The following is a 25,159-nucleotide window of genomic DNA, read 5'->3' as shown; positions in this document are numbered from 1 at the left end:
GGTAGATGGCCACGAATGCACTGGCAATATGCTGTATGAAATAAAGCACGGGGAAGTATTTTACATCCGAAACCTGAAAGTGGATTTGTTGTCCAGCGGTGAGCAGTATACCCTGCGCGTTCTGTAGGAGCGCAAGGCTGCGGCCAAAAAATCAACCCGCAAAAAAGCCGGCGCCTAAGCACCGGCTCTTCCATATCACCTGCTACTTATACAGTGGGGCCTGTAAAAGAACCGGGCTCCTACCGCTTAACCACAGGCAGCTTGGTGCTGATCTGGGGCTAAGCAGTAGGAGCCCGGTGTTTTATAGTCAGTTAATCAGCTATTTGCTGCCGACAGCTTCTATCAGGCTGATGGCATAGCCACCACCCGGCGCGCAGTACTGCGTGAGTTTGGACTTGTTGGTCACCGTAACTTTGCGGATGGTGTAGGCCTGCGGGTTTTTTTCGTAGTGCGCGTCCTTGGCATCGGCATAAATGGTGGCCACGTACTTCTTCTTGGGCTCCAGGAAGTTGAGGCTGATTTTAGAGGTGCGGCCCTGCTCGTCGCAGGTGCTGCCCACAAACCAGCTGCTCTTGCCCTTGGCTTTGCGGGCGTAGGTGATGTAGTCGCCGGGTTCGGCTTCCAGTACTTTCGTATCGTCCCAGTCTACGGCTACATCTTTAATGAACTGGAAGGCATCGAGGTACTTGTTGTAGGTCTCGGGCAAATCAGCGGCCATTTGCAGCGGGCTATACATCGTCACGTACAGGGCCAGCTGGCGCACCAGCGTGCTGTGCACAAAGGAGTTGTTCTGCGGGTTGTAGGCACTTACTTTGGTCTGGAAGATGCCGGGCGTGTAGTCCATGGGCCCGCCAATGAGGCGGGTGAAGGGAAGAATGGTGGTGTGGTCGGCGTTGTTGCCGCCGAAGGATTCGTACTCCGTGCCGCGGGCGGCCTCATTGCCAATCAGGTTGGGGTAGGTGCGGGCCAGGCCGGTGGGGCGCACGGCTTCGTGCCCGTTCACCATAATCTTATGCTCGGCCGCTTTTTCCAGCACGTACTGGTAGTGGTTGTTCACCCACTGGTCGTAGTGGTGGTGGCCCAGAGGTACAATATCACCCACGTAGCCGGTTTTCACGGCGTTGTAGCCGTATTTGTTCATGAATTGAAAGGCCGAATCCAGGTGGCGCTCGTAGTTGCGCACCGAGCCCGAGGTTTCATGGTGCATGATGATTTTCACGCCTTTGCTGGCGGAGTAGCGGTGCAGTTCCTCCACATCAAAATCGGGGTAGGGCGTTACAAAGTCGAACACATAGTCCTTGTGCTTGCCAAACCAGTCTTCCCAGCCCGTGTTCCAGCCTTCTACCAGCACAGCATCAAAGCCGTGTTTGGCCGCGAAGTCAATGTACTCCTTCACGTGGGCCGTGTTGGCGGCGTGTGTGCCGTTGGGCTTCACCTTGGTATAGTCGATGGAGTCCAGCTTGATGTTGTCCATGTTGGTGTAGGACCACGTGCTTTTGCCCGTAATCATCTCCCACCATACGCCCACGTACTTCACCGGCTTAATCCAGCTGGTGTCCTTGTATTTGGTGGGCTCGTTCAGGTTCAGTACCAGCTTAGAGAGCAGGATGTCACCGGCTTTGTCGCTCACAATAATGGTGCGCCAGGGAGAGTTGGCGGGCGTTTGAATCAGGCCCTTGTCGCCCACGGCATCGGGCGTGAGGTGCGACTCCAGCACCATGTTCTTATCGTCGAGCTCCAGGTGCATGCAGGAGTAGTCGATGAGGGCGGCTTCGTGGATGTTAATGTAGAGCCCGTCCTGGCTTTTGAGCATTAGGGGCGTCTGCACGCCCGTGGGCGAGAAGGGCGTCTGGGAGGCATTGCCGGTCACGGCTGATTTCATCAGCCCGCGCACTTCCGAGAGCTTGCTGGTGACGGTGCTGTACTCCTGCGTGTCGTAGTCGCCGGGCAGCCAGAAGGCTTTATGGTCGCCGGCCAGGGCAAACTGGGTGCGCTCCTCCTTAATAGTGAAATAGTCGAGCTTGGGCTGGCGCGGAAATTCGTAGCGGAAGCCCAGGCCGTCGTTAAACAAGCGGAAGCGCAGGCGAATGGTGCGGCCGGTTTCAGCCTGCGTCAGCGTAACGGCCAGCTCGTTGTAGTTATTCCGAATCTCCTTTACCTCACCCCAAACCGGCTTCCAGGTTTCATCGAAGCTGGAAGTCTTGGAATCGGCCAGGGTAAAGCCGCTGGTGAGGGCCGTAGTGTTCTTCAGATCTAAACCCAGCTTGCTGGGCTTGATTACGGCGCGACCTTTATACGTTAGGCTATAAGTAGGAATGCCGCCGCTTTGCAAGGAGAAATCCAGCGTCAGCTGCTTGTTCGGCGACTTCAGCTCGGCGGCACTGACGGCACTGCAAATCAGAAAGGCGAAAAGCAGCAGAAACCATTGGCCGTATCGGGTACCTGCCAGCCGGTAAGGGGAAAGTTGTTTTAGCATGAGTAGAACGGTGGGGTTGGCCTCCTGACGCCGAAAGCCGGGTCAGCAAGTAGGGATGCAGGGAATAAAAATGCGCTGCCACCCTACTTCCGGCCTGAAATTACAGGCAAGTTGCAGAAGGCAGAATTCAGTGGCAAGTTGAAGTAATCAGGAGTAAATCCCTACTCCGGTATTACCCGCTTTACATTCCCTATTGATCAAGAATCAGGCATATCCTCATCAGGCGTGCGTAGCGGGGCCTAACGCGCGGCGCAACGCCTCCCCTTCAAAGGGCAGCCCCACCAATGGCGACAGCAAACACAAGTCTAAGGCGCCCGCCGCCAGCGGCACCAGCCCCAGGGCGGCCATGGCCCGGCCTTTCTCACCCTGGGCAAGCCCGGCAGTAATAAGCGAGGTGCCCACGGCTACGCGAATCCAGCGGCCCGCCGGTGAGGCAATAAAACGAAGGATGGTTTCCATGGCACAAGTATTTGGTAAGTGTAGGAGAAGTTAAGGATTTGCTTGGCATAATATCGATATCGAATATCATCTGAGCAGATGAGTAATATCAGAAACTGCATATAGCTTCTGTGCTTACCTTTGGCATATGCGGTACTTAGCGTTGAGCTTGGCCATTTATCTGGCAGTGCTGGCCACTTCAGCGTGCCCGGAAAAAGCAGTGCAGCTGGTTCCTGGGCCTCTCACCTTATCGGCGCACCCAGCTAAACCAGAATCGGACCACAGCAACTGGTGCTCCCCACTGTGCCAATGCCAATGCTGTCCGGGTTTTGCGTTTCCGGCGGTTCCTTTCGTATACTGTGAGGCGGTGAAGCCCCTATTGGCGGCCATTCATTACACTGAAGCAACTGTTCCGGCCACTCTCTGCCCGGCTGGCAGCCCGCAGTGGCAGCCGCCACGGCAGGTCTGATGTTTATGCTTTCCGGGAACAACCCCACGCCAGCAGAACACCTGCGGTAGAATCAGGGCCTGCCGCGGAAAGCCTTTCCATTTCATCAGGCTAATGTTGATTGCCGTGCCATGTTTGATAGGCTGATTCATTTCTCCATCCATAACAAGCTCCTTATTGGGCTGCTCACGCTGGCGCTGGTAGCCTGGGGCAGTTACTCCCTGAGCCAGCTGCCGATTGACGCGGTGCCGGACATCACCAACAATCAGGTAATAGTGTACACGGTAGCGCCCTCGCTGGCCGCCGGCGACATTGAGCGGCTGGTTTCCTTTCCGGTGGAGCAGAGCGTAGCCACCATTCCGGGCCGCGAGCAGGTGCGCTCCTTTTCCCGCTTTGGCCTCTCGGTTATTACCATTGTCTTTGCCGATAACGTGGACATTTACTGGGCCCGCCAGCAGGTGGCCGAGCGGCTGCGCGACGCGGAAAGTCAGATTCCGGCCGGCGTGGGCCGCCCCGAGCTGGCCCCGGTCAGCACGGGTCTGGGCGAAATCTACCAGTACCTGGTGCACCCCAAGCCCGGCTACGAAAAGCGCTACTCCCCACCGAACTGCGCACTATTCAGGACTGGATAGTGCGCCGCCAGCTGCTGGGTACGCCCGGTGTGGCCGATGTTTCCAGCTTTGGCGGGCTGCTGAAGCAGTACGAAGTAGCCCTGGACCCAGAGCGGCTCCGCTCCCTCAACGTAACCGTGGACGAGGTATACCAGGCCGTGGCCCGCAACAACCAGAACACCGGCGGCGCCTACCTGGACCGCAAGCCCACGGCCTACTTCATCCGCACCCAGGGCCTGGCCACCTCCACCGCCGACATCGGCAACATTGTGGTGCGCAGCACCCGCAGCGGGCTGCCCATTCTGGTGCGCGACGTGGCGCAGGTGGGTATAGGAGCTGCCGTGCGCTACGGGGCCATGACGCGCAACGACGAGGGCGAGGTAACCGGCGGCCTGGTGCTCATGCTGAAGGGCGCCAACGCCAATGAAGTCATTAAGGCGGTGAAGCTGCGCATGGCCTCCATCGAAAAAAGCCTGCCCGAAGGCGTTACGGTGGAGCCCTTTCTGGACCGCACCAAGCTGGTGAACAGCGCCATTGCCACCGTAACCCGCAACCTGGCCGAAGGAGCCCTGATTGTGGTTTTTGTGCTGGTACTGTTTCTCGGCAACTGGCGGGCGGGGCTGGTGGTGGCTTCCGTTATTCCGCTGGCTATGCTGTTTGCCATTTCGCTCATGCGCCTGTTTGGCGTCAGCGGCAACCTCATGAGCCTGGGCGCTATTGACTTTGGGCTGATTGTGGACGGTGCCGTTATTATTGTAGAAGCCATTGTGCACCGGCTGGCCCTGCGCAAAAGCGCAGCTACCGAGCACCTCACCGGCGAGGAAATGAATGAGGAAACCTACCAGGCAGCCTCCCGCATCCGGTCCTCCGCCGCCTTCGGCGAAATTATTATCCTGATTGTATACCTGCCGCTGTTGGCCCTGGGCGGCATTGAGGGCAAGATGTTCCGGCCCATGGCCCAGACCGTGGCTTTCGCCATTCTGGGGGCCTTTATTCTGTCTCTCACTTACGTGCCCATGATGTCGGCGCTGGCTTTGAGCCGGGAGGCCGCGCACCCGCGCAACTTTTCTGACCGCCTGATGGACTTCTTTGGCCGGCAATACCAGCCCATGCTGAGTTGGGCTCTCCGGGCCAAGACCATTGTATTGAGCGTGGCCGCCGCCCTGCTGCTGGGCACTTTTCTCTTGTTTCGAACCCTGGGCGGCGAGTTTATCCCGGAAATTTGGGAAGGAGATTATGCCGTGGATACCCGCACCCTGCCCGGCAGCTCGCTCAGCTACACCGTGGAGAAAGTGCAGCAGGCGGCCGGTATTCTGAAGCGCACGTTTCCGGAGGTGAAAGAGGTAGTAAGCAAAGTAGGCTCCGCCGAAATTCCCACCGACCCCATGCCCGTGGAAGCCGCCGACATGCTGGTGATTCTGAAAGACAAGTCGGAATGGACTTCGGCCCAGACCAAAACCGAAATGACGGAAAAGATGGCCGCCGCGGTGAGTAACATTCCCGGCGTCACCTTCAGCTTCCAGCAGCCCATTCAGATGCGCTTCAACGAGCTCATCAGCGGGGCCAAGCAGGACGTGGTAGTGAAAATTTATGGCGAAGACCTGCAGCAGCTGGCTGACTATGCCCGCCAGGCCGGCGCCCGGGTGCGCCAGGTTCCGGGAGCCGCCGATGTGTACGTGGAGCAGGTAACCGGCCTGCCCCAGATTGTGGTAGACCTGGACCGCAACCGCCTGGCACAGTTCGGCCTGAACGTGGAAGACGTTAACCGCACCGTGCAAACTGCCTTTGCCGGCCACGCCGCCGGGCAGGTGTTTGAGCAGGAAAGGCGCTTTGATCTGGTGCTGCGGCTGCGGCAGGATCTGCGCACCGATATTAACAGCGTGCGCCGCCTCTTCATTGCTACCCCCACCGGCCAGCAGGTGCCGCTGGAGCAGGTAGCCACCGTAGAGTTGCGCGAAGGCCCCAACCAGATTCAGCGCGACGATGCCCGGCGCTACATTTCGGTGGCCTTTAACGTGCGCGGCCGGGATGTGGAAAGCGTGGTGCAGGAGTTGCAGGAGGTATTAAACCAGCAGCTGAAGCTGGCCCCGGGCTACTACATTACCTACGGCGGGCAGTTTGAGAATCTGCGCGCCGCCACCAGCCGGCTGATGGTAGCCGTGCCGGTAGCGCTGCTGCTGATTCTGGTGCTGCTGTATTTCACCTTTCGCTCCATCAGTCAGTCAGTACTTATTTTTTCCGCTATACCCCTCTCTGCCATTGGCGGGGTAGTGGCCTTGTGGCTGCGGGATATGCCCTTCTCCATTTCAGCGGGGGTGGGCTTTATTGCCTTGTTTGGGGTGGCGGTGCTGAATGGTATTGTGCTGATTGGTCAGTTCAACCATTTAAAGGAAGACGGCGAAACCAACCTGCTTCGCCGCATCCGCCTGGGCACCGAAGCACGTCTGCGCCCGGTGCTGATGACGGCTACGGTAGCTTCGTTGGGCTTTCTGCCCATGGCCCTGGCCCAGTCCTCGGGGGCCGAGGTGCAGCGGCCGCTGGCCACGGTGGTTATTGGCGGGCTGGTGTCGGCTACGCTGCTCACCCTGCTGGTTTTGCCGGTGCTGTACTATCTGCTGGAGCATCGCGCGGAGCGCAAAACACCCCGGCCAAAAGCAGATAAAGCATTGCCATTGGGCGCCGCCATCGTGCTGTTGTTGATAGATTCGTCAGCTCACGCCCAGCAAAGCGGGGTGTTTACTTCGGCCCAGGCAGTGCAGCAAGCCCTGCTGGCCAATGGCACCGTGCAGGCCGCGCAACGCTCCCTGGCCGCGCATCAGGCCCTGCAGCGCACGGCCTATGATATAGGACGTACTTCGTTACAGGCTGGCTACGGTCAAATCAACTCCCCTTTCAAAGACAACTCTCTGAATATTAGTCATTCGGTGTCACCGCCAGGCTACTACCGCTCCCAGGCGCAGCTGCTGCAGGCACAGGTGGGCAGCCGGGAGCTGCAGCTGACTCAGGTGCAGGCCGAGCTCCGCCGCGAAGTTCGCCTAAGCTACGAAGCTGCCGCCTATGCTCGCACCCGTATGCAGGTGCTGCTCGGCCAGGACAGCGTGTACCAGGAGTTTTTGCGGGCCGCGCGCCTGCGCTTTAAAACCGGCGAAAGCGCCCGCCTGGAGCCAGCCACGGCAATGCTGCAACAAGGCGAAATCAGAAACCAGCTGCAGCAGGCCCGCACCGATTACCAGATAGCGCTACGCCAGCTGCAGGCCCTGCTGCAGGCACCCCAGCCCGTTGCTATTGCCGATTCTGTTCTGCGCCCTTTACCACTCAGCCCGCCTCCCACTGATACCGCCGCACTGGTGAATACGCCGGAAGGCCGCGTGCTACAGCAACAGCTGGCGGAACGCAGGGCCGAAACCCAACTGGAGCAGGCCCGGGGGCTGCCGGAGGTAGTACTGGGCTACACCAACCAGTCATTGCGGGGTAGCTACGATAAGCCGGATGGCACGCGCAGCCCCGTCTACGGCCCCGCCGACCGGTTTCATAGTGTGCATGCGGGCGTGGCCCTACCCCTGTTGCGCGGCCCGCAAAAGGCGCGGGTACAAGCCGCCCGCCTGCAGGAACAAGCGGCATCGGCCACTTACCAGCGGTTCCGGGCGCAGGTAGCGGCCCGGCTGCAGGAGTTGCAGATGCGCCGGAAGGAGCAGCAGGAGCGACTCTTATTTTATGAGCAGGTAGGGCTGCCCCAGGCGGCGGTAGTCACGCGCCTGGCTACGCGGGCCTTTAAAGCCGGCGAAACCAGCTACTCCGATTATTTGCTGAGCCTGGATAGAGCCCGGCAAGCGCGCCTTAATTACCTGGACCTCGTGTTGCAACACAATCAAACCGTGGTGGAGCTGGAGTACCTGCTGGGCGGAGCAGCGCAGTAGTTTTCCTTACCTGAACATCGGCATGAAATACTTAACAACCTTGGTACTGGCTGGCACAATGCTGGTCAGCTGCGGAGAGAAAAAAGCAGACAGCAACGCGGCGGAGGCGCCGGCTGCGGTTGGCGCAGCCGCAGCATTGGGCGGGGAACAGGAAGCCGCCTCCACCGAAGTAACTCTCTCTACCGAGGAGCAGCGGCTGGGTGGGGTGAAGCTGGGCCACATCAGCAAACGGGCATTGGGCCAGGGCCTGAAGGTGAACGGAGTACTGGACGTGCCGCCCGACCAGCTGGCCTCCGTGAGCGCGCCGCTGGGGGCTTTGTAGACCGCACCCAGCTTTTGCAGGGCACCCGCGTGCGCAAAGGAGAGGTGCTGGCCACCATCCGCAACCCCGACTTTGCCCGCCTGCAGCAGGATTACCTGGAAACCGCCAGCCAGCTGCGCTATGCCAAAGCGGAGTATGAGCGCCAGGCCGAGCTGTACCGCGAAGAGGTGGCGCCCCAGAAAAACTTCCAGCGCGCCCGTACCGAATATCAGGGGCTGCAGGCCCGGTCGGCGGCATTGGCGGCGCAGCTCCGGGCAAGCGGCCTGCCCGTGGGCGGCCGCATTGTGACCACCGCGGCTATCCGGGCGCCGGTCAGTGGCTTTGTGAAAACGGTAAACGTAAACATGGGCCAGAGCGTGACGCCCACCGATGTGCTGTTTGAAATAGTGGACCCCGAGCACCTGCACGTGGAGCTGACTGTGTTTGAGAAGGATGTGCCCCAGCTGCAGAAAGGCCAGCTGGTGCGCTTCAGCCTCAGCAGCGACACGGCCGGCACCGAGCGCACGGCCCGGATTTACCTCATCAGTCGGGCCATTAGTGACGAGCGCACGGTGCGCGTGCATGCCCACTTAGACCAGGAAGACCACCAATTGCTGCCGGGAACCTTTGTCCGGGCCGTTATCGAAACCAACCGCGCTACGGTGCCGGCCGTACCCGACCAGGCAATTGTGCGTTTTGGGGGTGGCTCCTACGTGTTTGTGCCCGGTGCGCCGGCCGGCCGCTTCCACATGATTCCGGTGCAGCCGGGCCTGAGCGAGGATGGCTACACCCAGATTAAATTGCCCGATGGCACGGCCCCCGATTCTTTGCGTCTGGTGGTAGATGGGGCATACTCCCTCCTATCCAAAATGAAAAACGCGGCCGAAGCGGAGTAACCTTCATGGTCTGGCTTCGGCCGCGTTTTACGGCGGGCTGGAAATTGCTTCAAACTTCTTTTTAGCTCTCTGATATGGAGGTAACGGCCGGCGGAGCAAGCTCTGGTTTCAGCATGTTGGCCAGCAGCTCATAGGAATGCAGGCGGGCGGTGTGGTCGTAGATGTGCGAAACAGCCAGCAGCTCGTCAATCTGCGTACCCTTCACAAAAGCCTGCAGCTGCTGCTGCACCGTAGCGGGCCCGCCAATAAACGAATAGGCCATCATCTGACTTACCGCCTCCTCTTCCAGCTCACTCCAGAGGCCCTGCATACTTTCCAGGGGTTGCTGCAGAGGTTTGGAAGTACCACGGATGATGTTGAGGGCCAGCTGGTAAAAGGAGGTTGCCAGTCGGTTGGCCTCGGTATCAGAATCGGCGGCAATTACATTCACGCATGCGGCGGCATAAGGCGCCGCCAGGTGCTCAGAGGGACGGAAGTTAGCACGGTACAGGTGCAGCGCCGCCTCCAAATGCGTGGGCGCAAAATGGCTGGCAAATGCAAAGGGCAACCCCAGGTAGCCGGCCAGCTGAGCGCTGTAGGTGCTGGAACCCAGCAGCCAGATGGGAACATCAAGACCTTCGCCGGGAATAGCCCGCACCTTGCTGGTGCGGTTTTCTGCCGAAAAATAAGTCTGCAGCTCCTGCACGTTCTGGGGAAGTCTTCCACGGAACCCTGCAGGTCGCGCCGCAGGGCCCGGGAAGTTAAGGGGTCGGTGCCGGGGGCGCGACCCAGGCCCAGGTCTATGCGGCCAGGGTACAGGGTGGCTAAGGTGCCAAACTGCTCCGCAATGATCAGGGGCGCATGATTGGGGAGCATAATACCACCCGAGCCTACCCGAATAGTAGAGGTGCCACCAGCTATGTAACCGATTAGGACGGAAGTAGCCGAGCTGGCAATGCTGGCCATGTTGTGGTGCTCGGCCAGCCAGTAGCGGTTATAGCCCCACTGCTCGGCGTGTCGGGCCAGATCCAGGCTGTTATGAAACGTATCGGCGGGCGTGTGCCCTTCCCGGATAGCGGCCAGATCCAGAATTGACAGCGGCAGCCCGGCGGTAGTTTTAAGATTTGTATTCAGCATAAGCTTTAGAAACCGTGTGGGCGGGGTGGATGTTCCGCCATATCCTCAAACGGCAGAAAGCAGCGGGTGGTAAGCGCCTCAGGGTTACTACCCTGCTACTCTTCCCCTGCTTAGGGTACTCAGCGTTCCGCCGTACATCCGAAATAAAAAGCCGGACCGCTATTACTTTCTCTAAGTCAACCAGCTAGGGTTCACCAGGAAATAATAGCGGTCCGGTAAAAAAGGCGGCCTAAATGGCCGGCAGAAATTTAAGCCTGCTTAACAAGCTGAATTTCTGCCAGCAGCTTAATATCGTCGCTCACAACCACGGAGCCGGCTTCCGTCACGGCATTCCAGGTCAGGCCAAACTCCTTGCGGCTGATTTTACCTTCTACCGTAAAGCCGGCTTTCGTCTGGCCGTAGGGGTCCACCACAATGCCGCCCAGCTCCACTTTCACCGTCACCGGCTTGGTCACGCCCCGAATGGTGAGGTCCCCGTGCAGGTTTGCCGTGTCTTCGCCGGTCTTTTCGAACTGCTTGCCCGCAAACCGAATCTGGCGGTGCGTGGCGGCATCAAAGAAATCAGCGGATTTCAGGTGGGTGTCGCGCTGCTCATTGTTGGTGCTGATAGAATCCACATCCGCCGTGAAGACAATCGAAGAAGCCTGGCTAAAATCATCTCCCTCAGTGGTAACTTCCACATCAAAGGTGGTGAAGTGCCCGGTCACGGTGGTAATCATCAGGTGCTTTACTTTGAACTGCACTTCGCTGTGGGCGGGGTCTAGTTTCCAAATGGTGGCCATAATTTGATTGGTTTAGGGGTGAAAAAACATGGGAGGCAATGGCAGGCCTGCAAGTGCTAAAGCCTAAGCCATTACTTATGACGCTATAAATGTATATACATTTGATGTATATACATAGTTCAGACTAAATTATTTTTTACTGCCTTGCTGATTGGCTCTGCGGAGTGCTTTTCTGAGGAGTAAGTGCTTCTCCTTGCATAGTATAAATAAGTACTTATGTATTTTCCGGTGTGTAATTCCGTGCCGGGTTATAGGACACATACTACACGGCAGTGCCCCCATAGCGGCAGTACGGCATGGTATCCAATGTGGTCAGGAAGACTACAAGCGCTGTCCAAGTGCCCGGCATCAACACAAAATCTATTGCTAAGTGGAGCAAACGGCTCACGGTTTAAGGTGCCCGGATGGGCACCCTCCTGGCCGCAATGGTACTCACAGGCGGATAAGTAGCCCTTGCCGTTCCAGGGCACGGGCGCCGTTGGAAGCAGCCAGCACCACGTGGGAAACAAGAGACCGAGACAGTCGCCGCTTATGCTGGTAAGTGATGGTTTCAACGTCTTTAACCAGCAGGATAGTGGGAGTGCGCTGCTAAGCGGGCAAAGCTCAACTTTTGCCGGAAGCCGGGGGTATAAAAGGATTTACCCTTTCACACCACCCAGCGTTGCTTACTTAAAACCATAAATCAATCCTTGCACTACGCTATGAACGCCTGCCTGCTGGTCTTTGCACCGGCTGAGGAAAGGTACATACAGCTGCCGCCGGTGCCGGGAGAATGTGCCCGGCACGAGTAGCAACCCGGTTAAGCGTAACGCTTCCTGCCAACCGGGCAATGGGCGCAGGGGGGCTTCCCTCAGGCGGCTCCTGCGCTGGCAGTAGCCCGACTAATGCTTTCTTTTATTCACCCTTACCCTCCCGCTATGGATTTTTCCCTTGCCTGGCAGAAGCTCAACCAGATTGGCCGCGACCTGATGCTGGCTCTGCCTAACATCGTCTTCGGCCTCGTAGTATTTCTGGGGTTCATGCTGCTGGCCCGGGGTGTTCGGGCGCTGGTGCAGCGCGTTATGCGGGGCAAAAGCAGCAGTCACAACCTGGGGGTGCTGCTCAGCCGCTTGGCCTATGTGGCTACGCTGCTCCTGGGTGTACTTGTAACAGTGACCATTGTGCTGCCGGGCTTTACACCCACCAGCCTGGTCAGCGCGCTGGGCGTGGGGGGCATTGCCATCGGCTTTGCCTTCAAGGACATCTTCCAAAACTTTCTGGCCGGCATCCTGCTGCTGCTCACGGAGCCTTTCCGGATTGGCGACCAGATTAAGTATCAGGATTTTGAAGGCACGGTAGAGGATATCCAGACCCGTGCCACGGCCATTAAAACCTACGATGGCCGCCGCGTTATTATTCCCAACGCGGAGCTGTTTACCAATGCTGTGACGGTAAACACGGCCTATGACAAGCGCCGCCTGCAGTACGACGTGGGCATTGGCTACGGCGACGACATTGCCCGGGCCCGGGAACTGATACTGGAGGCCATGCGGGAGGTAAAGGGGGTACTTCATGACCCTACTCCGGAAGCGCTGGTGATGGATCTGGCTGAAAGCTCGGTCAACATCCGGGCGCGCTGGTGGGTGGACCCACCCCGGCAGGCCGATGTGCTGGATGCGCAGGACAAAGTACTGGAAGCCATTAAGAACAAACTGTCGGCTAATGGCATCGACCTGCCCTTTCCCACCCGCCAAATCCTGCTGCACGACCAAACCGAAGCCACCGACGGTAACCGCCGGCAACAGCGCGAAGGCTGGCCGGCGGGCAAAGGTGACGTGCCTCCGGCGCGGTCAACGCTGCCCTCTCCCGACGCCAAGGCGTAGCTCAAGGTGGCCATACCGCCCCAGGAACAAGCCATTTCTTAAGTTAGCAACTCGCACGAGCTGCCAGATTGCCGCACTAGCGTGGCGCTCGTATCAGGCCCCCGCCACGCCCCGTAACACGGAATCCGGGCCCACGCCCGCGTGCCGAAGCACGCTCAGCTCACCGTTTGTCTCCAGCACCACCGCCCCGGCATCGGCGATGCTAGCCAGGCCGTGAGCCCGCAGGCTTGCCAGTACTTCGTCTTCCGTTATCCGCTCCTCCTTGAGCGCAGCCGGCAGAAACTGCCCCTGATAAACCAGCAGTGCGGGCTCCGACTTCACCAACCGGCTCACAGCCCGGGAGCGAATGGAAAGCCAGGTCAGGACAAATTGCAAAAAAATGAGCAGCGCAAATGCCGTCAGGCCGTCGGTCAGGGCCACACTCTTAGTGAGCAGTACCGTAGCCAGGGTAGAGCCGAGGGCTACCGTCACGACCAGGTCAAAAGCATTCATTTTGGTCAGTGTGCGCTTGCCCGACACGCGCAGCAGCACAACCAATCCGGCATAGGCCGCTACCCCAACGAGCAGAATGCGCGCAATGCTGGTCCAGGAAGAAAAGAAGGCTTGTTCCATCATCATTGGTAAAGAAGTAATGCGCCAGGGAAGGCGAAAAACCGGTTGCTCGCCGGGAATACGTAAGCCAGGTTGCTAGCGCACCGCAAGCCGCCGCGAAACCACCTGGCTGTTATTAAAAGAATGGCATTTCAGGCGCCAACCAATTAGCTGCTTTCCTTATCGCCTCATTAAATTGGGGCCTCTCAAAGCAGGTTGGCCGCTGCGTTTGAAGCACCAGTTTGTATAGATTGGTTGACTCAGTTTTGAGAATACCCGCCTTTAATCTCCCGACATTTCCTGCTCGGGCACCGGGTCGCCGAGTACATCGTGGATGTAGAGCGTTTTGGTTAACACCATGAGAATGACCAGCAAAGGCGTGGCCAGCACCAGGCCGAGCCCTCCCGTGAACACCCCCAGCACCACTTGGGTGATGAGGGTGAGAGCGGGCGGAATGCTGAGCAGCCTTTTCTGGACCAGCGGCGTAATCAAATTGCTTTCCACCGCCTGTACCGCCACGTAAAGGCCTACCACATAAAGCGCCTGGTCGGGGCCGTTGCTCAGGGCCACCAGGGCGGCCGGAGCCATGGCCAGCACCGGCCCAAAGTTGGGCACAAACGAAAACAAAGCCGCTAAAAGTGCCAGTGCCATCGGCAGCGGTACTCCAAGTGCCCACAAGCCGAGAGCCGTCAGCAAGCCCACCACGGCCATGGAAAACAATTTACCGCCCAGCCACCGGAACAGCGCCTCGTTGAGCAGGTCCAGCACTTGCCCCGCCCGTGCCCGCCCCGCCCGGGGTACCAGCAGCACAAGGCCCGCCCTATAGGGCCCGGGCTGCGCCGTAATGAAAAGTCCGATAAACAGGACCACATACAGGTTGGCAACAAAGCCCAGCACCCCGGAAAGCACGCCCAGGGAGCGATGCAGCCAGCTACCCTGATTACCTAAGATTCCATCACTGAGTGTATCCGCATCGGGCAGCCGGCCCAGCAACTCGTGGCCCCAGGAGGTGGCAGCCACCTGCTGGCGCAGCGAGGCCACGGCCCCGGGCAATTCGCGGCTCAACTGTTGGGCCTGCTCGGCAATTGCAGGACCGGCCCACCAGCTTACTCCTGCTATAAGGCCCGCCAGCACCACCAGCACCAAGACCAGGGCCCACCCCTCCGACATGCGGGTGCGGGCACTAAGCCGGCTGCTGAGCCCCCGTAGGAAAATGGCTATCAACACCCCGGCCAGTACCAGGAATAATACCGGAAAGGCGTACAGCAGCAGCGCCAAAGGCCCGAGCACGGCTACCATCAAACCGATAACGGTAAGGGTCTTGCGAGCAAAGGGGGTAGAGTCGTCCATGCGCAGAAAGTGTTACTGGTAGAGGCAGCCGAACAGCAACCCGCCTTCTTCTTTACTGCACAGTTAAGGACAAGGTTAAAATAAGCGGAGCCTACCCGCTCCATCCACAACAGCCACGTTTCTGGAGGATAGATGGGCCTATACCCCAAAGTGCTACCTGGTAATCAACATTTTAAACAATGATTAACATATTGATTTATAACAACTTGATAACAAGCTGTGTCATGCATTTTAAGACAGGAAATGGTCTAATACAGCACGCGAAACCGCACTTTCAAAGGCTCTTCCCCACAACTTGACGAGTTAAATCCGCCAGCCGCTCTCGCACCTGTTTCCGCTCATAATCCGTGTCCAGGGTGCGGCGGGCGGCTTCGGCAATCAGGTCGGCTTGCTGGCGCAGGATCTGGCGCCTGCTCTCCGTCCGGGCGCGCTGCCCAATGGTCGCCAGCGCCGTGAGCAAGCGCAGGTAAACGGCCACGTTGCCGTCGGCACTGAGCCGTATCTGGTCAAAGGCCGTGGCCACATATTTCTCAAACGTGGGGCGCACGGCCAGGATGCGCACCTGCTGCTGGTCAGTGCGGAAAGGTACTTCGAAACGACGGTCGGCCAGTTGTGCGAGCACAGCCCCCAGGTGGTCGATGCCGATGATAGCCGTGGTAGTATCATTGACACCCGGGAGAGGGCCTTTAGAGCAATGTCTACAATCTGGCGCAGGCCAAAGCCGGCATCCTGCTCAATGGTGCGCTGGCTGCTGATGCTAAAATAGTCGTTCACCTGCCGTGTCAGCTCCCCGGTCAGCAGCAAAGGCCCTTCCTGGTAGCGGGCCAGGCTGACCAGGGCCGCGCCACGGGCCACAAAGCTGCCGATGCCATATTCCATGCGTACCACACCGCCCAGCTCCCTCGCCAGGTTTAACAGCCCTTCTTCGTCCATGCTTTGTACATAGCCGGTGGCGCCAGCCGGTATTGGTTGCCAAGTCAGGCGGCTGATCTGCTGCTGCAGTGCTTGGGTCTGCTGGGGGTTGGCTTCCTCGCCCAGCTCATCGGGAAACAGCCGACAGATGGCCGCGTAGGTTTCCTCGGTGGCGTGGCGGATAATGTTGGAGGCCTGAATGGCGGTGGCCATGTGATGGATAAAGAAAATAAGCACCCCGATGCTGACCAGGGCCAGTACCAAACCCATGAGCACGGCCAGCGCGGGAATAAATCCGCCTTCGTCGCCCCCCCGGATGGTGCGCAGCACTATCAGGCAATACACAAAAATGCTGACGAAAAAGCCCAGCACCACCTGGTTGGCCCGGTCGCGCATGAAGTTGCGCAGCACCCGGGAGGTGTATTGGCTCGATACCTGCGCCAGCGTGCTCAGCGTCAGGGAGAATATCAGGGCCGCCACCGTAACCATAGAGCCGGCAATGGCCGTGAGCATGCCCCGGGCGCCGTCGGCGCCGGCACCAAACAGCAGCGGGTAGTCCGGCAGCCAGTCGTAATGGATACCGGCATCCAGAAATACCAGGGCGAAAGCCAGCAGGGTCGCGGCCGTCACCATCAGGGTGGGAACAAACCATAGACTGGAGTTAACATTCAGCCATAGGGCGCGGAGTCGGTTCATTCCCTGTGCGTACTGCCGGGCGGGGCGCAAGGTTGTAGTGCCCACCAGCGGCCAGCTATTCTGCGTCCGGCAGCAACCAGGCTCAGCCCACCTTTTAGACTAGTGGCCCGGGGCTAAACCCTGCCTGACAATACGCCCATCTTCCATTTCGATAATGCGGTGGGTTTTAGCGGCAAACTCGCTGTCGTGCGTAACGATGAGCAAAGCCTGGTGGTAGGTTTCGGCCAGCTCCTGGAAAATATCGAACACCACCTCGCCGTTTTTCTTGTCGAGGTTGCCGGTAGGCTCGTCGCCCATGATGATGAGCGGGTCGTTTATCAGGGCCCGGGCAATTGCCACGCGCTGCTTTTCGCCGCCCGAAAGCTGATTGGGCTTTTTAAGGGCCTCGTTTTCGATGCCCAGGATTTTCAGCTTTTCGTAGGCCCGGTGCTCAATTTCCTCGCTCGCTAGTCGGCCCAGCTTTTCGCCGGGCAGCATGACGTTGCGCAGTACCGTAAACTCATTGAGCAGGTAATGAAACTGAAACACGAAACCAATTTGCTCGTTGCGCACCCGGGCCAGCTCCGCTTCTTTTTTGCCCCGCATAAGCACGCCGTCAATCAGCAGCTCGCCCTCATAGGCCGTGTCCATGGTGGAGAGAATGTAGAGCAGCGTTGATTTACCGCAGCCCGACTTGCCCACCACGGCCGCCAGCTCGCCCCTGCCCAGCGCAAACGTGAGGCCGTGCAACACCTGCACCCGCACGGGGTCGTCGAAGTACTTGATAATCTGCCGGGCTTCCAGGGCAGGCGTATCCATCTTATTTGCCTCTGATGATGACGACCGGGTCAATCTGACTGGCCTTGCGGGCCGGGAAAAAACCCGCCAGATAGGTGGTAACGAGCGAGAACACCGCCCCGATGGCGTAGAAAACCGGGTCGAAATGGACCGGGTACGTTTGCACGCCGGGCAGCGAGGCCGGGTGAAACGGTACCCGCGCAATAAGCGCCGAGAGACCGAACCCACACAGCAGCCCCACCGCCCCGCCTGACAGCCCAATGGCCAGCGCCACCGCCACGAACAGCCGTCGCACATCGGTGCCCGAAAACCCCACGGCCTTAAGGATGGCAATAGTGTCCAGTTTCTCGTAAATCATCATGTTCAGGATATTGAAAATCCCGAAGCCCGCCACTGTGAGCAGGGTGATGCCCACGGCATACGAAATGAGCGTGCGAATAAAAGTGCCGGTTTCGAACTCCGAATTCGCCGTTTGAATGTCCATGGCCTGTACCTCGTACCGCTGCGCATATTCTATGGCGAGACGGGGCGCTAAGGTGAAATCGTAGAGCTTCACCTGCACGTCGGTGACGTAATTGTTGGCTTCGCCAAGCAGCTTCTGGGCGGTGGCCAGCGAGGTGTAGCTCTGCACTTTATCAATATCGAGCAGGCCCGACTGGAACAGGCCCACCACCTTCAGCTGCACGCGGTTCCCCTTTACGGTAGTGACCTGCACAATGTCGCCCACGGTTACCAGCATGAGGTCGGCGGCGGCTTTGCCGAGAATGATGCTGTTGGCCACCGTTTTGAGGCTGAGCGGGTTGCCGGCTACCACGTAGTCGCCGAAGGCAAACAGGCGGTCTTCCTGCTCCACCTCAATGCCGCTGATGGTGCCGGTGAGGTTGATGGTGCCCACATTGTAGAACACCTGGGCCTGGGTTTTGGGGGCCACGCCGCGCACGCGCGGGTCGTGGCGCAGCGCCGCGATGATGGCCGCCACGTTGTGAATTCGCGGCAGCTCGTCGCTGGGTTTGATGGAGCGAATGAAGTTGTGCTGCTTACGGCCAGCCGTGTAGCGGTCCACGGGCTGCTGGGGGGCGGGCTTCACCTCGTTGTAGAGGCGCACGTGGGGCGTTCGGTTCAGCACCAGCCCATCAAGCAGCTGGTTGAGGCCCGACATGAAACTGAGCAGGGCAATGAACATGGTAATGCTGAAGGTGACCCCAATGGCCGCCACCAGCGTCTGCCGCCAGCGGGCCAGCAGCAACGACAGGGCCACGTCGTAGAGCAGGGGCAGTTTCATTTCGTGGGGGCTGTGAGTTCGTCGGCGGGCGTTAGGCCCGCCAAAATTTCTACCATCTGGTAGTCGCGCAGGCCGGTTTTCACCCGCACCAGCTTACCGTCGGCGCGTCGCACCGTGGAGTCATCGACCAGCAGGCGGCGCGGAATGAGCAGGGCTTTGGGCTTGGTTTGCAGCACGATGTTGGCCTCGAAGCTGACGAACGGATACAGCACCGGCGGGGGCTGCAGGAAGGCCGCATCTACCTCAAACGTGCGGCTGCCGGTGCTCATCATCGGCGAAATGGAGGTGACCCTGGCCCTGAACACCTGGCCTTTGTAGCTGTCCATCGTAACGAGCACCAGCTGGCCGGGGCGAATTTTTATGATATCGGACTCATCCACCTGCATTTCGAGCACAAAGTGGCGGGCATCTCCCAGCAGTGCCAGCGGCGTTTGCGGGGTCACGGCCTCGCCTTTTTCGCGGTAGAGCTGGTACACGGTGCCATCAATTTTGCTGCGCAGGATAAAGTCGCCGGCCTGCTGCCGGGCAATCCGAAGGTTGTTGCGCGCCTGCGCGGCGGCAAAATCAAGCTGCTTTTTGAGCGTCTGGTAACTGAGTACGGCTGCTTCGTAGGCCGTTTTAGAGCTGGCGTAGGCCAGTTCCTTTTGCTCGAGCGTAAGTTTGGTGCCGATGGACTGCTGCCAGAGCCGGCGCTGCCGGGTGAGCTGCAGTTCGTCGTTGAGCATGGTGCGGCGCTGCAGCGCAATACGCTCCCGCGCTTCCTGCAGCTGGCTTTGGTTGGCGGCCACATCGGCGTAGCGGGCGGCCAGGGCAGCATTTTCCTGGTTGAGCTGCTGCACGTCGCTGGCAATAGACAGCAGCGGCGTGCCCACATGCACCGTGTCGCCCTCGCGCACCAGCACCTGCTGAATAACACCGCCCACGGTGGCAAACGCCTGGTACTGCCGTCCGCTTTTAACGGTGCCGGCCGCGTACACCGACTCCGAAATAGGCGACCATACCGGTTTTACCCGCTCCGCCTTGTCCTGGCAGCCAGCCAGCGTCATCAGCAGAAGCAGGGGCCAAATCCGGGGCGGTACAGGGGGCAGGCAAGGCATGGGGTACCAATGGACGTACATGGGCTGGCACGCGGCTACCGGCCCCGCCGTGGCGCCGTGGCGTAGCGCCCATCTCGGCCGGAGTTGTTTCTTACAATATGCGCATAATCAGCAGAAAACAAGATTACTACCAGCGGTTGAATACTGCATGTCGCACTTTTTTATCGGGAAAACAATGAAGCAGCATATTGATGTGTGAGGCCGGCAGGGTGGCGCTTTCAGGCTGCACCCATACAGCGTAGCGGGCCTTAGCCAAGCAGCACCAGGTGACCGGTAACCACCAGCTGGTTTAGCTTTTGGATTAAACTGTAGCCCAGACCTATCATTCTCTCCGCGGGGTTACCTAATAAAATATGCTCAACGCTTCTCCGGACCGGAATATGCTGTCAACTTTGCGGTCCGTTTTCCAAGAACCATAAGTGATGAACGCCACGGAGCAGGAAGAAAGAGAGTATCTGGAGAAAATGAAGGAGCAGCTGACGCTGGCTGTTCGCCGGGTAGATGACGCCGTACGGCAGTTTTCCGACGAGCTGCGGCAGAAAAAGCAATATATCCATGAGCATCAGTCGGGTATGGACGACGCGGATATGGTGGCCGCCGGCCAGTCCATCAACCGCATGGCTTTTACCGGCGAAGGAGCCGTGGCCCGCAAACGCAAGCTCCTCAAGCTAAGCCAGTCGCCTTACTTTGGCCGCATTGATTTTGCCGTCCAGGGCAAGCCCGCTGCCCCGGTGTACATCGGGGTGCACTCCTTTTTTGACGAGCGGCGGCGCCAGAACCTGATTTACGACTGGCGGGCTCCTATCTCCTCCCTGTTCTACGACTACGAGCTGGGCGAGGCCTCCTACCCTACCCCTTCCGGCACCATTCCGGGCCGCATTGAGCTGAAACGGCAGTACCGGATCCGGGACGGCCGCCTTGAGTTCATGCTCGACAGCGAGGTGAACATTCAGGACGACGTGCTGCAACAGGAGCTGGCCCGCTCCTCCGACGACAAGCTGAAGAACATTGTGGCCACCATTCAGCGGGACCAGAATGCGGTAATCCGCAACGAGGAGGCCACGGTGATGGTCATTCAGGGCGTGGCCGGCTCGGGCAAAACCTCCATTGCCCTGCACCGCATTGCGTTTCTGCTGTACCGCTACCGGGAGACTATTGCGGCCAAAGACATTCTGATTATTTCGCCCAACAAAGTCTTTGCCGATTACATCTCCAACGTGCTGCCCGAGCTGGGGGAAGAGCACATTCCGGAGCTGGGCATGGAAGAGCTGGCCACCGACCTGCTGGAAAACCGGTACTCGTTCCAGACTTTCTTCGAGCAGGTTTCCATGCTGCTGGAACGCCCCGACCCGGCTTTCATTGAGCGCATCCGGTTTAAATCATCGTTTGAGTTCCTGAGCCAGCTGAATCAGTACCTGATTCATATTGAGAATAATTACTTCAATGTAACTGAGCTGCGGGTGGGGCAAACCATTATCCCCCAGGCTTTTATTCAGCAGAAATTCAAAGCCTATCATCGGGTTCCGATGTTAAAACGCTTTGCGCTGGTGGCCGAGGATGTTCGCGCCTACCTGCGCGACGCCACCCGCCGCAAGCTGACTGGGCAGGAGAAAGCCCGCATCGGGGAAGCTGTTCCGCGCATGTTCCGGCTGCATAATGTGCTGGACCTCTACCGGGATTTTTACCGCTGGATGGGTAAACCCGAGCTGCTGAAGCTCGACCACCGCCTGCACCTGGAGTACGCGGATGTGTTTGCCCTGATTTACCTGCGCCTGCGCCTGGAAGGCATCACGGCTTATGATCAGGTAAAGCATTTGCTGGTGGATGAGATGCAGGACTACACCCCGGTGCAGTATGCCGTGTTGTCCCGCTTATTTTCCTGCCGGAAGACCATTCTGGGTGATGTAAGCCAGACGGTAAATCCGTACAGCGCCTCCTCGGCCGAAACCATTGAACGGGTGTTTCCGCAGGCCGATGTGGTGAAGCTCTACCGCAGCTACCGCTCCACCATAGAAATTACAGCCTTCGCGCAGCGCATCACGCCTAATCCGCATATCCTTCCGCTGGAAAGGCATGGGCAGGAACCTGTTCTGGTGCCATGCCACAGCCAGGAAGAGGAGCAGGAAACCATCAAACAGCTGATTTCCGCTTTCCAAAGCTCCGGCAATCATTCCTTGGGCATCATCTGCAAAACCCTGCGGCAGGCCAGTCAGGCGTATCAGGCGCTGCAGGCCCCGGGCGTGCATTTGCTCACGGAGGAGTCCACCACCTTCAAAGAAGGGGTTATTATCACCTCGGCTCATCTGGCAAAGGGGCTGGAATTTGATGAGGTGATTGTGCCTTTTGCCTCGGCCCGGCATTACAAAACGGAGGTGGACCGGAGCATGCTTTATGTAGCGTGCACCCGGGCCATGCACCAACTCACGCTCACATATTCCGGCACCATCACCGCTTTCCTGTCTGCTTGAAAAGCCCCGGCCGGGCATACGGTGAGGTTTTCAGGATGGAGCGGGTCTGCAGTTCCGCTTGGTAATAAGCAAGTGGGCGGCCCGGAAATGGGCGGAAAGCGGCTGGCGCCTGATGCTACATGTTACGTGGAGGCGGGAGCATGATGATCCTGCCGGACAGCCAGAACCATTGACGCGACATCAGCGGCAGCTTGGTCTTTGGTAGAAGAGGGTGTATTTAAGTGACAAAAGTCATGGCACAGACCCGGGTTTAATATTATATTAGTCTAATAATTATTTGAATTATTTCCGCTAGGGACTGGGCTTGCTACCGGCCTGCTCCCGCCTGCCCGGCAGGCCGCTGCTACTGATTCCGGCGGGACCTGCCCGAATGTTCCTTACCGGTTTTGGCCTTTATTTATGAATCAAGCCCATCTGCATTTGATTCTGAACCACGTTCCCATCCTGGGGAGCTTATTTGGGCTGCTGCTCCTGCTCTGGGCTGTCGTGCGTGCTAATGATTCGTTGAGCCGGGCCGGCCTGGTAACGCTGGTCATCACGGCGTTGCTTACCATTCCCACCCAACTCACGGGTAGCGAGGCGGAAGAGCTGGTGGAGGACCAGCCGGGCGTGTCGGAACCCCTGATTCATGAGCATGAGGAAGCGGCCGAGCTGAGCTTTTGGGTGATGGAAGCTACGGGGGTACTGGCTTTTATTAGCCTGCTGCCCCTTGTTCGCTCCCACCCCCGCAGTCCCCTTCTCACCCGCCTGACGCTGGTGGGCGCGGTAGTGAGCTTTGGGCTGCTGGCCCGCACTGGCTATCTGGGCGGGCAGATTATGCACCCCGAGGCCCGCAAATCCTTCGTGGCACCCTCCAAAACCGGAGAAGGCCCTGAGGACTAAGACAGCGCGGCGTGCAAACCGATTTCATTGGACCTTTTATTCCCATTCCATGAAAGCTTCCCTCCTTTTCGCGGGCCTGATGCTGGCCGTCCTGCCCGCCTGCTCGCCCAATTCTAACACCGACAACAGCGCGGCTACGGCCGGCCCCAATGCCAATCCGGCAGCGGGCGCGGGCGCGGAAGCTCCCGTGCAAACCAGCCAGCTAAAGGGTTTCCACACTAACATTGAGCGGGCCACGCGGGCCAACCGCAACTTCCGGCAGGTGCTGTACACCGGCCGCCATATGCAGCTGGTGCTCATGAGCCTGAAGCCCGGGGAGGAAATCGGCAGCGAAGTGCACCAGGGGCACGACCAGTTCTTCCGCTTCGAAGGGGGCACGGGTAAGTGCATCATCAATGGCCACAGCTACCCCGTAACCGATGGGGACGTCATAGTAGCGCCAGCCGGCTCAACGCACAACGTCATTAACACCGACGCGACCAAAGCCCTGCAGCTCTACACCATTTATGCCCCGCCCCAGCACCAGGATGGAATAGTGCGCGCTACTAAGCAGGAAGCTGAAGGAAACGAAGCGCCCTTTAACGGCAAAACCTCGGAGTAGCTTCCCGGCCGGGCAAGAGTCACTGTAGGGAGCGTTAAAACGAATGTTGGCTTTATTACCCCGGCTGGTCTTCCCCGCCTCGGGTTTGTACCTGTGCGGCGGGGGTCTGGGTAAAGGAGGCGTAGAGAACCAGCAGCACCAGCATTCCAAAGAGAATGAGGGAGGAGCCCTGGGTCCCGAAGCCCAGGCCATCCTTTTCCGGGGATTTGGTGAGCAGGTCGCCGAAGGTGGCCCCAAAAGGGCGGGTCAGCACAAAGGCTATCCAGAACAGCAGCACCCCGGAAATGCGGGTGTAGTAATGGGCTACCACCACCAGGGCCAGCAGCGAGCCAATCAGCAGCGCACCTCCACCAAAGCCCAGGCCGGAGTCATCGGCCAGGAAGTCGCCCAGCGCTGTGCCCAGGGTATTGGAAATCAGGATGGCCGCCCAGTAAAACAGCTCGCCCCGCCGGGAAGTAATCTGATTGACGGACAACGACTTTTCGCTCTGGCGCCACAGCCCCAGAATCACCAGTAGAATGGCAATCAGCAACGCCGAGCCCGTGGCGTAGCCCAGCTCCAGGGTGCGGTCCATGTAGTCAGACAGGGTGGTGCCGGCCGTGCTGGTAGCCAGAATTACGGCCCAGTACAAGGCCGGGATGTAGCGGTTGACCGAGAGCTGTACGACCAGGGTGAACAGGAAAATACCAATCAGGATCAGGGAGCTGGTTCCGTAGCCCACCTGCATAGTTTGGGCCAGCTGGTCGCCGGCGGTTTCGCCCAAGGTGGTGGCGCATATCTTCATCACCCAGAATAACAGGGTCACTTCGGGGATTTTCTTCATGTATTTCAGCGTAAGCGGTAAGGTTTTGCGAATGAAGGGAAAGGCGTGGCGCCTTCTTATGGCTGTTTTCCCGCCCAATAGATACGGGCATCGCCCCATAAGTTCTGGGCCTCATCGGCGCTGCGGGTGAACAGCATGTGCACCCCAACTACCCACCCAATGGAACCAACCCAGCCGGCCAATACATCCGAGGGAAAGTGGACGCCCAGATAAACCCGCGACCACCCCATGAGCAGCATCCAGGCCGTGCCGAGGACCACCGCCAGCCAGCGGGCCCGGGTGGGCCACAGTAAAATAGCTACCGTCAGGCCCAGCGCAGCGGCGGCCATGGCGTGCCCACTGGGAAAGCTATAGGAATCTAGGGTCACTCCGGCCCACACGACATCCGGGCGGGCACGAGCCAGCATAAATTTCACAAACAGGTTCAAAAGGGCCGCGCCGCCGGTGGAAAGCAGGATAAACAGGGCAGCCCGCCGGAAGCCCGCCCACAGGAGCCCCACCAGCACTATGGCTTCCAACCCGGGCATCCAGAGGGGGCCGCCTACCTGGGCCAGGGTTTGCGCCACGGCATCCTGCCCGGCGCTATGGTGGGCATGCACAACATCCAGGATCAGTTGGTCGATGGGAAACCCTTTATCTTCCCACAGTTCCTGGGCCACCTTCAGAAACACAAACCAGGGAGCCAGAAAGCCCAGCAGCAGCCATAGCAGTAGCGGATGGTGCTTACGCCAGATCAGGGCTGTAAAGCCCAACAGTGAGTTACGCATCATTAAATCTGAGATACGCGGCCTTCTACGGTAGAAGCAGAAAAAAGGAGTCCATGCACGCTCTCA

Annotated in this window: 16 protein-coding genes and 3 pseudogenes; 7 read left to right on the top strand and 12 right to left on the bottom strand. The window is 58.9% G+C overall.

All coding sequences use genetic code 11. The annotated features are described in order from the left end of the window. Positions 1–319: 319 nt before the first annotated feature. Both PK28_RS17675 and PK28_RS17670 read right to left on the bottom strand, forming a co-directional pair. Positions 320–2,476, bottom strand: coding sequence for a glycoside hydrolase family 97 protein (locus PK28_RS17675; RefSeq protein WP_044518037.1), 2,157 nt, complete (start codon positions 2,474–2,476; stop codon positions 320–322). 219 nt (positions 2,477–2,695) lie between these two features. Then, a complete protein-coding gene (locus PK28_RS17670; protein ID WP_044518034.1) occupies positions 2,696–2,935 on the bottom strand; it encodes a DUF2892 domain-containing protein in 240 nt (79 codons plus the stop codon). 558 nt (positions 2,936–3,493) lie between these two features. On the opposite strand from PK28_RS17670, the pseudogene PK28_RS17665 reads away from it, so the two are divergent. From PK28_RS17665 to PK28_RS17660, 3 genes and pseudogenes are all read left to right on the top strand, one after another. Further along, positions 3,494–7,890, top strand: a pseudogene (locus PK28_RS17665) (CusA/CzcA family heavy metal efflux RND transporter). 22 nt (positions 7,891–7,912) lie between these two features. Next, positions 7,913–8,212 carry a hypothetical protein gene (locus PK28_RS20805; protein ID WP_197070537.1) on the top strand — a complete coding sequence of 100 codons (300 nt, stop codon included), beginning with the start codon at positions 7,913–7,915 and terminating at the stop codon, positions 8,210–8,212. A gap of 14 nt (positions 8,213–8,226) precedes the next feature. Continuing rightward, a complete protein-coding gene (locus tag PK28_RS17660; RefSeq protein WP_048826564.1) occupies positions 8,227–9,087 on the top strand; it encodes an efflux RND transporter periplasmic adaptor subunit in 861 nt (286 codons plus the stop codon). A 175-nt stretch (positions 9,088–9,262) separates the two neighbouring features. Here PK28_RS17660 and PK28_RS17655 read toward each other — a convergent pair. Together PK28_RS17655 and PK28_RS17650 are read right to left on the bottom strand one after the other, a co-directional pair. Continuing rightward, positions 9,263–10,203: pseudogene (locus PK28_RS17655) on the bottom strand (LLM class flavin-dependent oxidoreductase); the annotation flags it as partial. A 248-nt stretch (positions 10,204–10,451) separates the two neighbouring features. Then, positions 10,452–10,985 carry a YceI family protein gene (locus tag PK28_RS17650; RefSeq protein WP_044518031.1) on the bottom strand — a complete coding sequence of 178 codons (534 nt, stop codon included), beginning with the start codon at positions 10,983–10,985 and terminating at the stop codon, positions 10,452–10,454. A gap of 917 nt (positions 10,986–11,902) precedes the next feature. Here PK28_RS17650 and PK28_RS17645 point away from each other — a divergent pair. Then, on the top strand, positions 11,903–12,847 hold the full coding sequence (locus PK28_RS17645) for a mechanosensitive ion channel family protein (protein WP_044518028.1): 945 nt from the start codon (positions 11,903–11,905) through the stop codon (positions 12,845–12,847). A gap of 93 nt (positions 12,848–12,940) precedes the next feature. Here the strand turns inward: PK28_RS17645 and PK28_RS17640 are convergent, their stop codons facing one another. The 6 genes and pseudogenes from PK28_RS17640 to PK28_RS17615 form a co-directional block, all read right to left on the bottom strand. After that, a complete protein-coding gene (locus PK28_RS17640; RefSeq protein ID WP_044518173.1) occupies positions 12,941–13,459 on the bottom strand; it encodes a DUF421 domain-containing protein in 519 nt (172 codons plus the stop codon). A gap of 261 nt (positions 13,460–13,720) precedes the next feature. Next, on the bottom strand, positions 13,721–14,788 hold the full coding sequence (locus tag PK28_RS17635; protein ID WP_044518025.1) for an AI-2E family transporter: 1,068 nt from the start codon (positions 14,786–14,788) through the stop codon (positions 13,721–13,723). A 274-nt stretch (positions 14,789–15,062) separates the two neighbouring features. Then, a pseudogene (locus PK28_RS17630) lies at positions 15,063–16,333 on the bottom strand (DUF2254 domain-containing protein). A gap of 162 nt (positions 16,334–16,495) precedes the next feature. Beyond that, the gene (locus PK28_RS17625) at positions 16,496–17,194 is read right to left on the bottom strand and encodes an ABC transporter ATP-binding protein (RefSeq protein WP_044518021.1); all 699 of its coding nucleotides are present in this window, start codon (positions 17,192–17,194) and stop codon (positions 16,496–16,498) included. Position 17,195: 1 nt separating this feature from the next. After that, positions 17,196–18,455 (bottom strand): ABC transporter permease, encoded by a 1,260-nt coding sequence (locus tag PK28_RS17620; protein ID WP_044518018.1) that lies wholly within the window; start codon positions 18,453–18,455, stop codon positions 17,196–17,198. After that, positions 18,452–19,501 (bottom strand): efflux RND transporter periplasmic adaptor subunit, encoded by a 1,050-nt coding sequence (locus PK28_RS17615; RefSeq protein ID WP_044518015.1) that lies wholly within the window; start codon positions 19,499–19,501, stop codon positions 18,452–18,454. Before PK28_RS17615 ends, PK28_RS17620 begins: the two co-directional genes overlap by 4 nt. A 473-nt stretch (positions 19,502–19,974) precedes the next feature. Here PK28_RS17615 and PK28_RS17610 point away from each other — a divergent pair, with 473 nt between their 5' ends. The 3 genes from PK28_RS17610 (at position 19,975) to PK28_RS17600 (ending at position 23,503) form a co-directional block, all read left to right on the top strand. After that, positions 19,975–22,020 (top strand): HelD family protein, encoded by a 2,046-nt coding sequence (locus PK28_RS17610; RefSeq protein WP_044518011.1) that lies wholly within the window; start codon positions 19,975–19,977, stop codon positions 22,018–22,020. A gap of 399 nt (positions 22,021–22,419) precedes the next feature. Then, complete coding sequence (locus PK28_RS17605) at positions 22,420–22,902, top strand: DUF2231 domain-containing protein (protein ID WP_044518009.1); 483 nt, start codon at positions 22,420–22,422, stop codon at positions 22,900–22,902. A gap of 187 nt (positions 22,903–23,089) precedes the next feature. Continuing rightward, entirely contained in the window at positions 23,090–23,503 is a 414-nt protein-coding gene (locus tag PK28_RS17600) for a cupin domain-containing protein (protein WP_044518170.1), read from the top strand. A gap of 55 nt (positions 23,504–23,558) precedes the next feature. Here the strand turns inward: PK28_RS17600 and PK28_RS17595 are convergent, their stop codons facing one another. Both PK28_RS17595 and PK28_RS17590 read right to left on the bottom strand, forming a co-directional pair. Beyond that, a complete protein-coding gene (locus PK28_RS17595; protein ID WP_044518006.1) occupies positions 23,559–24,326 on the bottom strand; it encodes a COG4705 family protein in 768 nt (255 codons plus the stop codon). Between the two features lie 56 nt (positions 24,327–24,382). After that, positions 24,383–25,096, bottom strand: a complete 714-nt coding sequence (locus PK28_RS17590) for a phosphatase PAP2 family protein (RefSeq protein ID WP_048826561.1) — start codon at positions 25,094–25,096, stop codon at positions 24,383–24,385. Between the last annotated feature and the right edge of the window lie 63 nt (positions 25,097–25,159).

The sequence above is a fragment of the Hymenobacter sp. DG25B genome, from assembly GCF_000801315.1.
Classification (GTDB): domain Bacteria; phylum Bacteroidota; class Bacteroidia; order Cytophagales; family Hymenobacteraceae; genus Hymenobacter.
Note: the sequence above shows the minus strand (reverse complement) of the source record. Positions and strands in the feature narration are given on the sequence as shown.

Coding starts and splice junctions, on each gene's coding strand:
- PK28_RS17675 (WP_044518037.1), bottom strand. CDS start 2,476: ATGCTAAAACAACTTTCCCCTTACCGGCTGGCAGGTACCCGATACGGC.
- PK28_RS17670 (WP_044518034.1), bottom strand. CDS start 2,935: ATGGAAACCATCCTTCGTTTTATTGCCTCACCGGCGGGCCGCTGGATT.
- PK28_RS20805 (WP_197070537.1), top strand. CDS start 7,913: ATGAAATACTTAACAACCTTGGTACTGGCTGGCACAATGCTGGTCAGC.
- PK28_RS17650 (WP_044518031.1), bottom strand. CDS start 10,985: ATGGCCACCATTTGGAAACTAGACCCCGCCCACAGCGAAGTGCAGTTC.
- PK28_RS17645 (WP_044518028.1), top strand. CDS start 11,903: ATGGATTTTTCCCTTGCCTGGCAGAAGCTCAACCAGATTGGCCGCGAC.
- PK28_RS17640 (WP_044518173.1), bottom strand. CDS start 13,459: ATGGAACAAGCCTTCTTTTCTTCCTGGACCAGCATTGCGCGCATTCTG.
- PK28_RS17635 (WP_044518025.1), bottom strand. CDS start 14,788: ATGGACGACTCTACCCCCTTTGCTCGCAAGACCCTTACCGTTATCGGT.
- PK28_RS17625 (WP_044518021.1), bottom strand. CDS start 17,194: ATGGATACGCCTGCCCTGGAAGCCCGGCAGATTATCAAGTACTTCGAC.
- PK28_RS17620 (WP_044518018.1), bottom strand. CDS start 18,455: ATGAAACTGCCCCTGCTCTACGACGTGGCCCTGTCGTTGCTGCTGGCC.
- PK28_RS17615 (WP_044518015.1), bottom strand. CDS start 19,501: ATGACGCTGGCTGGCTGCCAGGACAAGGCGGAGCGGGTAAAACCGGTA.
- PK28_RS17610 (WP_044518011.1), top strand. CDS start 19,975: ATGAACGCCACGGAGCAGGAAGAAAGAGAGTATCTGGAGAAAATGAAG.
- PK28_RS17605 (WP_044518009.1), top strand. CDS start 22,420: ATGAATCAAGCCCATCTGCATTTGATTCTGAACCACGTTCCCATCCTG.
- PK28_RS17595 (WP_044518006.1), bottom strand. CDS start 24,326: ATGAAGAAAATCCCCGAAGTGACCCTGTTATTCTGGGTGATGAAGATA.
- PK28_RS17590 (WP_048826561.1), bottom strand. CDS start 25,096: ATGATGCGTAACTCACTGTTGGGCTTTACAGCCCTGATCTGGCGTAAG.